Annotated in this window: 8 protein-coding genes; 6 read left to right on the plus strand and 2 right to left on the minus strand. The window is 43.1% G+C overall.

Annotated elements, in window-relative coordinates; genetic code table 11:
- Positions 1-41: 41 nt before the first annotated feature.
- From H8744_RS04940 to H8744_RS04965, 6 genes are all read left to right on the plus strand, one after another.
- Positions 42-3035 carry a DEAD/DEAH box helicase gene (locus H8744_RS04940; protein WP_262433769.1) on the plus strand — a complete coding sequence of 998 codons (2994 nt, stop codon included), beginning with the start codon at positions 42-44 and terminating at the stop codon, positions 3033-3035.
- 50 nt (positions 3036-3085) lie between these two features.
- Positions 3086-3901 (plus strand): Cof-type HAD-IIB family hydrolase, encoded by an 816-nt coding sequence (locus H8744_RS04945; protein WP_262433770.1) that lies wholly within the window; start codon positions 3086-3088, stop codon positions 3899-3901.
- Positions 3902-4024: 123 nt separating this feature from the next.
- On the plus strand, positions 4025-5962 hold the full coding sequence (locus H8744_RS04950) for a TonB-dependent receptor plug domain-containing protein (protein ID WP_262433771.1): 1938 nt from the start codon (positions 4025-4027) through the stop codon (positions 5960-5962).
- A 102-nt stretch (positions 5963-6064) separates the two neighbouring features.
- Positions 6065-7540 (plus strand): cysteine--tRNA ligase, encoded by a 1476-nt coding sequence (cysS, locus tag H8744_RS04955; RefSeq protein WP_262433772.1) that lies wholly within the window; start codon positions 6065-6067, stop codon positions 7538-7540.
- Between the two features lie 712 nt (positions 7541-8252).
- A complete protein-coding gene (locus H8744_RS04960; RefSeq protein WP_262433773.1) occupies positions 8253-10550 on the plus strand; it encodes a TonB-dependent receptor in 2298 nt (765 codons plus the stop codon).
- Between the two features lie 485 nt (positions 10551-11035).
- On the plus strand, positions 11036-11440 hold the full coding sequence (locus tag H8744_RS04965; RefSeq protein WP_262433774.1) for a hotdog fold thioesterase: 405 nt from the start codon (positions 11036-11038) through the stop codon (positions 11438-11440).
- On the opposite strand, the gene H8744_RS04970 is transcribed toward H8744_RS04965, so the two are convergent.
- Together H8744_RS04970 and H8744_RS04975 are read right to left on the minus strand one after the other, a co-directional pair.
- The gene (locus H8744_RS04970; protein ID WP_262433775.1) at positions 11430-12305 is read right to left on the minus strand and encodes a DUF3108 domain-containing protein; all 876 of its coding nucleotides are present in this window, start codon (positions 12303-12305) and stop codon (positions 11430-11432) included. The two genes, H8744_RS04965 and H8744_RS04970, sit on opposite strands and share 11 nt — an antisense overlap.
- On the minus strand, positions 12256-14157 hold the full coding sequence (locus H8744_RS04975; protein ID WP_262433776.1) for an Ig-like domain-containing protein: 1902 nt from the start codon (positions 14155-14157) through the stop codon (positions 12256-12258). Before H8744_RS04975 ends, H8744_RS04970 begins: the two co-directional genes overlap by 50 nt.
- Positions 14158-14162 lie beyond the last annotated feature (5 nt).

Below are 14162 nucleotides of genomic sequence, written 5' to 3' on the forward strand. Positions count from 1 at the left end.
TAAACAAAATCCCGTACCTTTACCCTTTCAAACCAGATAGAATGAAAGAAGCAGAGTCACTTAATCAACTTGTCATCGTCCTTTCAGAGCATCCGGTACTAGGTTTGCTCCTTATCCCATACATTGCCGAAACCTCTTCCGGGCAAGGAGAACTCCGTTTGACGGAACAAGCCTTCCACCTTTCACCGGAGGCTCTTTCAAGAATGAGCGAAACCGATCAGAAGGTCATTGAAATAGCCTCTCATTACACTGAAAAATACCTGATGACGGTTTATTCCAAAGACAAAACGATCAGCAGATTCTTACACCGGGTTGCAGAAGATACGGAAAAACTAAAGACGATCCGCTTGTTCATTGAGAAGAAACTTCTGGAAATGATCGAACTGATTCGTAACAGCAATCTACCTCTTTACCAAAAACAAAGCGGGAGCAAACAACTTTATCCCTACCATGCCTACCTGGTACATAAGAAAGATACTCGGATTCATTCCATTTTTGAAATAAACGAAACATCCTTCTGTTATCAATTGCAATGCTTTCAGCAAGATAAACCCGTTCCTCTGACCGAACTCAAGCCGGTCAGTGTGTTAACCTCTAACCCTGCAACACTATTGTTAGGTATGGAAGTCCACACTTTCAAGCATATTGAAGCATCCCGCCTATTGCCGTTTACCAAGAAAAACTGTATCAGCGTAGATGCCTCGCTTACCGAAAAATATATCGAAAACATACTCATCCCTATCGCCCGGTATCACACAATCAGTACCCATGGTTTCAACATCATAGAAGAAAAAAGAGCCTGCGAATGCCTGTTGTACGTAGAAGAGACAATCTACTCCTCTCCCCTCCTGCGCCTCAACTTTCGCTATGGTGACCAGCTTTTCTCCTCCTTGGAAGAGAACGGAATTAAAAAGTATTTTTCACGGAGAAAGACAGGACAAGGAAACCCGGTCAACTATTTCCGTCGCAATGCAACTGCTGAAAAAAGAGCCGTGCAATTATTGCAAGAAGCCGGATTGGAACAAATCAGCGATTGTCATTTCAAATTGTCTGACGATGCTCCGCAACGCACCCTCACAGAGTGGATCTCCCATTATCGTTCCTTGCTCCGGGAGTCATTTATACTGACCAGTAGCATCCAAGACATCCCCTATGCCCTGGATGAGATCCGTATCGAACAAAGTTTTGAAGACAGACCGGACTGGTTCGAATTACATATTACCGTAGTGATCGGTACGCTTCAGATTCCTTTCAGCCGTTTCCGCAAACACATATTGGAAGACAGGCATGAATTCACTTTGCCTGACGGACGGGTAATCTTACTTCCGGAAGAGTGGTTCAGCAAATATGCCAATTTAATGGAATTAGGAACGCCCCGGGGGAAAGCAATTTATGTAAAACATCCCTATGCAGGTATGGTACAATCTCTTCTGGAAAGTAACTTTCCAAAGGAGATTCCATTATTCCGGCCACAAGAAGAATATCCCATCCCCTCCGGTTTAAAAGCCCAATTGCGCCCCTACCAGTTAAAAGGGTATCGGTGGATGATGAACTTGTATGAAAAAGGGTTCAACGGCTGCTTGGCAGATGACATGGGATTGGGAAAAACCTTGCAGACATTGACCTTACTGGAACAGATATATCACCCGCAGAATGAAAGGAGTAGTATGGAACTTGGAAAGAATGGCCCAGAACCTTCCGCCACAAACGGACAATTCGAACTATTTGGAGAATTGACAGTTGAAAACACACTGGATGCTCCTACAATCTCCCAAGATATAAAAAAAGTACAACGCAAACCGGCAAGCCTGATTGTCGTGCCGACTTCCTTATTACATAACTGGAGACGTGAAGCGGTTCGTTTCACTACCCTGTCCATGACAGAATATAATAGCAACAGCCGGCTTAACGAAGCTCATCCCGAACAATATTTCAACCGTTTTCATCTGATATTCATCTCTTATGGCTTCTTACGGAGCAAAATAGAGATCCTTCGTAACTATTGTTTCGAATATGTCGTACTTGACGAGAGCCAGAATATCAAAAACAGCGAATCAATCACCTTTCGTTCGGCCATACAATTACAAAGCCGTCATCGGCTGGTACTGACCGGTACTCCGATTGAAAACTCGCTCAAAGACATCTGGGCGCAGTTCCATTTCCTCCAACCCGAACTTTTAGGCAATGAACGTGCATTTACCAAACAATTCATCAACCCCATCAAACAGGGAGATACACGCATGGAAACCCGTTTGCGCCAACTCATCGGCACTTTCATCTTACGGAGGAGCAAAAGTGAGGTTGCCCCCGAACTCCCCTCACTTACCGAAGAGATTATCTACTGCGACATGACGGAGAAACAAAATGAGATCTACCAGCAGGAAAAGAACAGCCTCCGCAACACCTTACTCAAACTCAAATTTGAAGGCAAACAGCCTCAACACAAACAATTCACCGTCTTAAACGGTATTTCTCGCCTGCGGCAGCTATCTTGCCATCCGCAAATGATATTCCCCGACTTCACAGGAGGTTCCGGCAAACTGGAACAAGTAATCGACACCTTCGAGACCCTCCGCAGCGAAGGTCATAAGGTACTTATATTCTCCTCCTTTGTGAAACATCTGGAACTGATCGCTGACGAATTGCGTAAGCGCAATTGGAAATACGCCATGCTCACCGGTTCATCCACCAACCGTCCGGAAGAGATCACCCGTTTCAGCACTTCCGAAGATATCCAGGCCTTCCTTATCTCGCTCAAAGCCGGAGGCGTTGGCTTGAATCTGACAGAAGCAGATTACGTCTTCATCATCGACCCGTGGTGGAATCCCGCCACCGAAGCCCAGGCAATAGCGCGTGCCCATCGTATCGGACAGGACAAACAGGTCATTGCCTATAGATTCATTACCCAGGACAGCATTGAGGAAAAGATAATCCATCTGCAACAAGACAAGCGGAAACTGGCGGAAACATTCATCACAGACACAGATTCCATCCCTGCGCTCACCGACCAAGAATGGATAGGTTTATTGGAATAACAAGAAAAGTACTAACTTTGCACCCTCATTCAACTTAAACAAAGATGCAAATGGATTATAAACTTCTCGTACTCGATCTGGACGGCACGTTGACAAACACAAAAAAAGAGATCACTCCCCGAAACCTGGAGGTATTAATACGCGCTCAACAGCAAGGGACCAAATTGGTGCTAGCATCGGGACGCCCCACCTATGGTATAGCCCCTCTTGCCGACAAACTCCACATGGAACAGTTCGGAGGTTACATCCTTTCGTACAATGGTGGAGAAATCATCGATTGGAAAACCAAGAAAGAGCTTTATGCCAACGTACTGCCCAATGCTATAATACCCCAACTCTACGAATGCGCAAAACAAAACAAAATGGCCATCCTTTCCTATGATGGAGACCGTGTTATCACTGAAAACCCCGATGATGAATATGTCCTGAAAGAGGCATACCTCAACAAAATGGAGATAAGGGCAAGCAACGACTTTCTTTCAGACCTCTCTCTTCCTGTTCCCAAATGCCTGATTGTCGGTGATCCGGAACTTCTAATGACAGTAGAGTCCGATCTCTCCATCCGGTTACAGGGAGAGATCAGCGTTTACCGCTCGGAGCCTTATTTCCTCGAACTTGTCCCCCTCGGCATAGACAAAGCCCAATCACTCGCTGTGCTTCTGGATAAGTTAGGAATGAAAAGAGAAGAGATGGTAGCCATAGGCGACGGTTATAACGATCTGAGCATGATCCAGTTTGCCGGTCTCGGCATAGCCATGGCAAATGCACAGGAACCGGTAAAGAAAGCAGCCGATTATATCACTCTTTCAAATGATGAAGATGGAGTAGCAGCAGCCGTCGAAAAGTTCTTTCTAGTAGAAAAGTAAGGGAAAATTCAATTACAAAAGCAATATTATCCTTCAACTGACATAGTATTTAATTATTTATTCTAACTTTGTGAAAAAGAAGCGAATTCTCAACACACTATGACTAACCAATAATGTAATATTATGACACGAAGGATTCTTACTATTTTGTTGCTTGCAACACTTTCTCTTCATGGGTTTGCCCAAGTAAAAGAAAACCAATCAAAGAATGAAGCCATCGTTTACGATGTCGCAACCGATCCCGAGGCCGTTTCTGCCAATCTCTTGCAAATATTACAAAAGATGCCGCTTGTACAAGTCAATGCATTCGAAGAAGTCACTCTAACAGGCTTATCGGGCATTGCCATCTATGTAGACGGTGTACCCCAGTTATTACCCAAAATAGGGATAGGTAGTTTCATCAAATCGATGCCAGCCAATCAAGTAGAACGACTTGAAATTTACACCAACCATCATGTAGCTGATCAGGCACTAGATGAAGGTGGAATCATTAATATCATTACCCGAAAGCAAAAAAACGAAGGAATGTTTGTAAGAGCATCCGGCCATACCGCCACTTCTACCCTTTCGGGCGGAAATGTCATGCTGAATGCCAAATACAAAAAGTTCTTTTTTGATGGCGGATATGCTTATACTTACCAAAACTATGAAAAATCAGACAACGATGCAACATATCTCTCCTACAAAAAAGTCGAAACCGGCACCTTTACGCCCAGTCATTTAGACATACGCCATAACAATAATCATAATGCACATTTACAAACCGGGGTTAATCTCACAAAAAAAGATATTATCGGCTTTTCGTATAATTTGTTTGTAAATCCCTGGAAACTCGACAGGAAGGCTCAAATAAACTTTATCCCTGCGGAAGACTATTACTTATACGAAAACAACAAATTAAGTACCAAACAAACGACCCATAACTTAAGCGCTTACTACCAACACAGTTTCAACAGTGGAGGGTATCTCTCACTTGCCTATGAACAAGGCTCTTCAAAATACAATTCTGAAACAGATATAATAACCGAGGCAATTGTACCGATATCAACCGAAACCAGAGCAACAAACTTACTGTCACCAATCTTAATTAAAACTTTATCCAGTATTGATTTAAAAGAACATGCCGTTCGATTGGATGCATTTGTTCCCCTCAACCATGCCAATGCAATCGGTGCAGGCGCGCGCTATTCCTCAAAATGTTACGATCATCTCTCAAACGATTTGGATCGATGGTCAGTTTATCTACAATATTCGCTGCAACTATCCAAATTCCGACTGAATACCGGTTTACAGTGGGAACGTCCTTACAATCATTTTTATTATCTGGATGATTCAAACACACTTTACCCTTTTTTGAATGCAAGCTACCAAATAACTCCCAACGGATGGTTTTCAGTGGACTATACCATACAGCGTACCGTTCCCGAACCAGCTTTGGCCGCAGGATGGACGGGACACAAATACCTGAATAAATTAAACCTGAATTACCATTATAATGGCACAAAACTCCAAATATTGGCTGACCTGATCTATCACAACAGTCCAAAAAGCATTATATCGGCCATTGAATTCGTTTCCTACGATAATTATGAAGAGCCATATGGCTATTATCATGATATATATAAAGCAAACATCCATTACAAGCAAGTTTTATTTTCATTGGCAGGATCTTATAAAATATCTCCATCCATACGCCTACAAGCAACAGCCATGGTCGCTCAACAGACTTATACTATAGTTAATGAAAAAGAACTTGATGGCACCTACGGCCAATTGTCCGGTGGAGCAATTTTCACATTTCCCGGTTTGTTCAATCTGACCGCAAACGGTGGATATTACTTCCCCCGGCAAATAAAAGGTAATAAAGAAATGGGCAATTACTTCTATCGGTTGAACCTCTCAAAAGAGTTATTAAAGAAACACTTGATTGTCGCCTTATACGCCACAGACTTCATAGGTGATAAACGGTTTACCCAAACATTTAATAATTTGACGGAAAGAAATGTGATGCAGACAAAAGAATTCGGACTATCATTGACCTATCAATTCTTTAAAAAGTAAGCGATAGAAAAGCCGGGATATGCAAAAAGTTACTCCCCGGACTGTCCGAATCAATTATTTATTCTAACTTTGTGGATTCAAATAGAATAAATCTCAAACGTTATGGAACATCAACTGACCATTTACAACACTTTAGATAGGAAAAAAGAGTTGTTCGTGCCATTGCACGCACCTCATGTAGGGATGTACGTTTGCGGGCCGACCGTATACGGTGATGCCCATTTGGGACATGCACGTCCGGCAATCACCTTCGACGTACTCTTCCGTTATCTCACTCACCTGGGATATAAAGTACGTTATGTGCGCAACATCACAGATGTCGGCCATCTGGAACATGATGCCGATGAAGGAGAAGACAAGATTGCCAAGAAAGCCCGTTTGGAACAGTTGGAACCGATGGAAGTGGTGCAATATTACCTAAACCGCTATCACAAAGCGATGGATGCCCTCAACGTCCTTCCACCCAGCATCGAGCCTCACGCATCGGGACATATCATCGAGCAAATCGAACTGGTGGGAAAGATCTTGGAAGCAGGCTATGCCTATGAAAGCGAAGGCTCGGTATATTTCGACGTAGTCAAATATAACAAGGATTTCAATTACGGCAAGCTTTCCGGACGCAATCTGGACGATATGCTGAACACCACCCGCGAACTGGACGGACAGAGCGAGAAACGCAATCCCGCTGACTTTGCCTTGTGGAAGAAAGCACAACCGGAACATATCATGCGCTGGCCTTCCCCATGGAGCGATGGTTTCCCGGGATGGCATGCCGAATGTACGGCTATGGGACGTAAATACCTGGGCGAACATTTCGACATTCACGGGGGAGGAATGGACTTGATATTCCCGCACCATGAATGTGAGATCGCACAATCGGTAGCTTCACAAGGTGACGATATGGTACATTACTGGATGCACAATAACATGATCACTATCAACGGTCAGAAGATGGGTAAGTCATTGGGCAACTTTATCACATTGGAAGAGTTCTTTACCGGTTCCAACAAGATATTGTCTCAGGCTTATACTCCGATGACGATCCGTTTCTTCATCCTTCAGGCGCACTACCGCAGCACGGTAGACTTTAGCAATGAGGCATTGCAGGCTGCCGAAAAAGGGCTTCAGAGACTGATGGAAGCTGTGGACAATCTGGAAAAGATCACTCCGTCAGCCCATTCAACCGTAAACGTAAAAGATATACGCACCAAATGCTACGAGGCGATGAACGATGATCTGAATACACCGATAGTCATTGCCAACTTGTTTGAAGGTGCAAAGATGATCAATACCATCATCGCTGGAAACGACACGATCACCGCTGAAGACCTGAAAGACCTGAAAGAGACTTTCCACCTGTTCAGCTTCGATGTCTTGGGACTGAAAGAAGAAACAGGTTCATCCGATGGACGTGAAGCCGCTTACGGCAAAGTGGTAGACATGCTGCTGGATCAGCGTATGAAGGCAAAGGCGAATAAAGACTGGGCAACTTCGGACTTGATTCGCAACGAACTTACCGCATTGGGATTTGAGATCAAAGATACGAAAGACGGATTTGAGTGGAGACTGAATAAATAAACCCTTTCTCACTCCCCCAAATATCACTTTTGAAAATCATCCCTGTCACACCTAACGCCCTTTATTATTAGATATAGCATAAGACGATATCATAATGATTAAGGGTGTTAGGTATTTTCTATTGTCAACTTCCCTATTACCCAAATTTACTACAAGCAACAACCATGCTAACAGGTATTAACAGTGATCGCATCAAGTATTAAAGGCTAGCATGCTGGACATTAATAACCAGCACGATAAGTATTAATACCCAGCACGTTCATTATTAATGCTTATTTCGATACTCATTTACACTTTTCAGAAGGAGTGGTCATTGTCAATATTCATAGGTATAATCTGTAGTATAGTAGAATGAAGCCGAGAAGATGTTTTTGTACATTTCCCAGCAAAGTATTTTGTACGAAGTCTGTCTGTAATTATTCATAAATTGTATAATTATTTCCCTGTCGTGTTAAAATACAACAATATTTAAACGTATATTATCAATAAACACAAAAATAACCATATATTGTAAAAGGATAAGCCATTGGTAATTTAATCTATTACAAGATGAAGAGGCTATTAGCATGCGAGAGACATCCTACTGAGCAATAAAACATTATCATTTATTGCGACTGTTGTAATTCACAAACTAATATACATGCAATTAGCCTTTTGGTACATAGAATCGATCGCGTCAATTATATATTGTTTAACAAAATCTATTACTATTATGAAAAGCATATTACTATTCATTTTTTCAACCGCTTGTTTTCTGTCAACATATGCGCAAGAACTCCATTATATAAAAGGTAACGTAACGGATGAAAAGCATAAACCATTGCCATATGTCGCAGTGACACTGTCCGACCCCGATTCTATTCTAATAAAAGGCGCAGTGACGGACTCAACCGGACATTTCACCTTCAATAACATTGAAAGAGGTAAATACATATTCACAGCAAAAAGCATGGGATTCGAAGACTTTTCAAACCCTATCGTAATGGAAGGGAAAGACATCGACATGCCTGACATCCTGCTGAGAACATCCAATTTCCTCCTGGACGAAGTGGAAGTAAAAGGTAGGGAATTCATAAGGAAAGAGGATTTCATGCTGATTATACCCGGCAAACAGCAATCAAAACATGCCACCACAGGATATGATTTACTGGACAACCTGATGATTCCCGGTTTGGACGTGGACAAGCAAAGCGGCATTGTCAAAAATTTCAATGGACTTGTCACCCTGTACATTAACGGACGAAAAGCAGACTTCCGTGAAGTCAAATCCCTTCGTTCCAAAGATATCGAAAAGATAGAATATCATGATGCGCCAAAAGGAATATACGCGGGCGAGATAGCAGCAATTAATTACATCATTAAGGAATACAAGACAGGGGGATACCTCTCTGTGGACGGGAGACAGTCCATAGGATATTTGAACGGGGATTATAACGCAATAGCGAAAATGAGCCGAGGAAGCACGACTTATAAATTTTTCGGCGGACACAGTATGAGAAAGGTGGACAGTACGGTAAAGGAACTTGAAACGTTGAATTTTCACGATTACAATATCACCCGCAACAAAAGCGGCAACAGAGCAACAACAAAAACAAATAACCAATATGCACGTTTCGATGTAGAAAACTCCACACAAAAGCGCACATTATCCGGCAAATTGACCCTTGCGCACAGCAATTCACCACTAAACTTTTTGGAAGAGAACATCATCTACGGAGGCCGATATGCGGGAAAAGAGTCGTCAGCCTATATTGAAAACACACAAAGCGGATGGATGCCTAACTTAGACCTCATGGGCAAGTTCAGTATAAAAAGCAATCAAATGTTCATTGCGTACCTAAATACTTCCTACTCGCACAACAACTACAATCGCATTTACCGGGAAACAGGATTCAACTCCGCAACCGATGCAAATGAAGATTTCTACAAAGGCCTCGCAAACTTTATGTACTATATCGGAATGAAACATAACAATTCGCTATCCATACAACTCAGTCACCTTTATCAAAACAGTAGATCGAACTACACGGGCGACTATAACAACAAACAGCAATTGTGGTCAGCCGAATCCTTCTTCTATACAAGCTACAACCAAAGAATCAACCAGAAGCTCTCGCTCTACGCACATGCCGGTTTTTCGATGTTACAATACAAACTGTTGGGCAAAGATCGTGTCGACCGCATAGGGCCACGACTAAACGGCCGTCTGACAATTCAACCGAAGCAAAACCAATTTATACAAGTCTCTTTTGACATCACAAGCACATATCCCACACTCGATCGGTTGAATGATGTGGAATTGGATATAGATCCTTTTATCATCAAACGAGGGAATCCGGACATGGACAACTCCATCTTCTATCAAGGCAATGCCGGTTACAACGCACAATTCGGCCCCATCAACATCATGGTTGCAGCTTTTTGCTTCTACTCGACAAATACAGTGGCGGAACATTACTATACAGACCAAGAAAAATTAATAAGCAGCTATAGCAGCCATGCCGGATTCTTACTTACAAATATGATGGCAGAAATAACATGGAAAGCGACTAATAACCTCAGCATTAAAGCAAAAGGGCAATGGGTACATAGCCGAATCTCCAAGCTTACTCACAAAGACCATACGACCTGGATGGGCAGCCTTACTATGAATTATTATCTAAAAGACTGGAAATTTAATCTCTTTACAAACCTACCCTACAAAATAGTAGATACTTCTCTATTAAGAAAAGAGTTCAAATACAAGACAAATTACGGTGCTTCCATCAGCTGGAATCATGGAGGATGGTCGGCAGAAATAGGAACGAACAATCCTTTCAGCAAGAACTGGTCGATCACCACCGGATTGGATACAGAAGCCTATCAATATGAACAGATCCGTTATGACGAATCACTCCAACAAACCGGCTACATCAGCCTATCATACACTTTTGACTTCGGGAAAAAGACAGACAGAGAGAAAAATGACACCAATACCAATATCAACAGTGCCATCCTGAAAGCTTATTAGTGGATGTATACTGCAAACATTACGGTGAAACGTAAATCATAAAATAGCCATCACGTTTTGTAAGATCGACAAGGGATTTTATGGAACAAGTGACTTCTTTGCTTCAGTCTCATTGTCTATCAGACACCAAGATAAGCAAGCAAGGAAAGGAAAGCCACATCCCTCCGAAAGGAAAGTGGAGTTACCTGCAAAGATACAATGTGAAACATGCCCATGTCTGACAGTGAAACACCCCCATGTTTCGCAGTGAGACATGTACATGTTTGACAGTGAAACATGGGCATGTCTTACATACTATGTCGGCATGTTGTCATATGTTCCTTTATAAGACATGCATTAAAGGGCTACGGATAATGCCCTTTTCCTTTCCGATGTCCCGCAAGAATACTAGTCAACATGAAATAATAGATTTGATCTCCCGGAAATAACCAATTAAACTTCAAAATTGGTAAATTTGCAGGCAAAAGACAAAAAACAATCTGATCATGACTCCACAAGAATTTTTCAATGAAGACCTTTTCGCCCGAAAGACAGGCGTTGTATTGATGGAAATAGGTAAAGGATATGGCAAAGCCAAACTTGAAATAAAGAAGGAACATCTGAACGCAGGAAACCGTACCCAAGGAGGAGCGATCTTCACTCTGGCGGATCTCACCTTGGCAGCGGCCGCGAACTCACACGGACAACTCTCTTTTTCACTGTCATCGAACATCACTTTCCTGCGTGCCAGCGGAGAAGGTGACACACTCTATGCCGAAGCGCGCGAACGTTACATCGGCAGGAGTACGGGATACTATCAGATAGATATCACCAACCAAAAGGGAGAACTGATTGCAACTTTCGAGTCAAGCGTATTCCGCAAAGACCAACAGGTGCCTTTTACTTTGTAACGATCGAGGTCAGCGGATAACGGTTTCCGGTAACACTCTTCAGGAAAGCTTTTGCCGAACCGATATTAAGGAACATGTCCAGACGGACGGGGAGGTGATTCTTGTCATCAGTTATATAGAATGTAATCACTTCCTTCTCTTTCCCTTTATCGGTATATTCCACAAAAGAGAATACCAGGCAACGATAGGTCGTATCATTCTCAGCCGTTATATTCTTCATTCCCCGGTAAATAAGGGTTTGTTCCTCTACCCTACGTCCTGTGGCCATCGGGAACTTTATTTTCTGTCCCACGGTATAGTCCTTCGGATTATAGGAACGCGCCTGAGCGAGAATACTGAGCATATCGAAGATGCAACGGCTGTCACTATATTCCGTTTCCACTATCTCGCCATCCTTGTATGTACGCTTTTGGTTGACGTAACTTACACCGTCCCTATAAGTGAACCAAGCCTCATCGACAGTATAGCGTTTGCCCTCTTCGGCTCCTTTACGAAAGTAACGGGGTTCAAGCTTGTCCGTCACAATGCAGGTCAGTGTATCCCGCATCTTGAAAAAGAAGTCAACCTTCTTACTGCTGATCGACATCAGATTGAACCGATAGGCGGGTTTGGATTGATAGGTCGTTGCATTGGCAGTCAGGCTGGCTATTCCCGCCTTTACCCAAATAAACTTCCAGTTAAAGAACAAATCGTACATGACATGTTCGCCCGACTTGAATGCTTCATTCGGAGCTTCACATTGCGCCTTTGCAGGCAGAGAAGAACAAAGACAAAAGAGTATCGCCAATCCCCCCAGAAGAATCCTTCTGTTAATCTTAGCGGTTATTCCGACTGTTGTTCCTGTTTTTATTTTTTTTATCTTCATCAGGTTTCTGTTTTTTCAATTCATCAAGCTTCTGCTTATCCAGAGGAACGGCCTTCACATTCCAATCCTGGTTGTATTCCATCAGCACCCTTATATCTATCAGTTGCGGATAGTAGTACACCATCTCGGGTTGCCGTTTATCTTCAAAGCTCCCCGTATCCCATACTCCGTTCCCATTCGTATCGTTAATCAGACGGGCAGAGTATTTTCCCGGGTCAAGGAAATAAAAGTCGGCCCTACCCTCCTTGTCCACCGCACGACGACGTACCACTTTATCTTGCGAATCAAGCAGTTCGACGAAGGCAATGGAATCCGCTCCCGTCACATTAAAGAACAAAGCACCGTATTCATCGGTAGACCGTACCTTAAAGTTCTGTTTTATCTTGTCGGTAAACAGCCCATAAAGGCCATGAAAGGCGGTGGAATCGACCGAGAACTCATATTCGGCCATAGGCTCCCAGTCGTAAAACAAATTATACTTGCGCAAGTTCAATGAATCCTGTTCAAACAAGAACGGCACGTCCTCCCACAATGTGTCCACTTTCAGTTTGAGATGGATAGCCGCAGTGTCATAGGATGCGATAGGTTCCTCAAAGTTCAGTGAAATATAATCGTACACATCCATGGCAGAAGGCACGTGTGGAGATACCGGCAGGAACTGGGTCGGTTCCGGTTCTTCCTCCTCCCCTTTCTTTTTCTTCTTTTTCTTAGGCTCTTCCGTATCTTTCTTCACCTTTTTTGCAACCAGATTCAAAGTATCCGTGCGGGGTATCAACTGGTTCAAAGTATCCGTATAGAGATAAGTCAGGCTTATCGACAGCGTATCCTGTTTGTAAAGCAACGAATCTTTTACCCAATAATGAATAGTATCATTCCTCAAATTCTTCTCGATGATAAACGCATCGGTCTCATCAAAATTCAAGCCCCTCAATTGGGGTAACGTATCTGCCTTCGCTGCAAAATAAAAAGTAAACTTTTCAGGAGTAAGGCGTTCGCTCTTGATGAGATACTGAGAGAACAACTCCTCTTTAAACGAGCGCAGAATGACATTATCGGGCAAATAGTGAGTATATTTCCGTTCTATTATCGTATCGATGGTAAGTGAATCTATCCAAGAGGTATCCTGACGAAGACGTTCTTCCCAGCGCGGAATAATCAACGAGTCGTCAAAAGCAATCGCTTCACTTTTTTGGGTAAAGGCAAAGTTCTGATCGGAATCCATCAACCCGTAAATGCGATATTTGCCGGGTGCAACGCCACGGATCGAGAAACGACCACGGCTATCGGTACGCGCCACCCGGTCAAACGGGAGTTTTGTGAAAGCCGTGTCGCTCAAGTTAGAATGTAATCCCACCAACATCCCTTTCACCGGTTCGAGGTCTGAAGCCTCAAGCAACGTACCGGATACTTCCAATGTATCGATCGCTCCACCTGTAGAGAAGGTATACGCAAAATTACCTAACGGATTTCCTTCGTTATTGTCCACGATGGCATCCGAGAAATCAATCGTATAGGTAGTATTGGGTTTCAACGAATCGAGCAGGTTGACGTGTATCCTCTTCCCGGATGCTTTTATCTCGGGCATCTGTATCTGCGGTGGGGAAACGACAACCTTTTCATTCGCCTTCTCGAGTTTTATAAATTCGTCAAATACAAGTGAAATCTTTGTCTTGTTATTATTCAACGCTCCATCAACCGGTGAACTGCCGATAAAACGGGGTGGAGTCTCGTCGATCGGACCACCGTCCGGTCGTCCTATACTTGCACAGGAATAAAGGACAGCCACCAAGGTGACTGCGCTCATTATCTTGCGGATAAGCTGCTTCCTATTGTATTCTTTCTTCCTTAACATGGTGC

This window comes from Jilunia laotingensis (assembly GCF_014385165.1).
Classification (GTDB): Bacteria; Bacteroidota; Bacteroidia; order Bacteroidales; family Bacteroidaceae; genus Bacteroides; species Bacteroides laotingensis.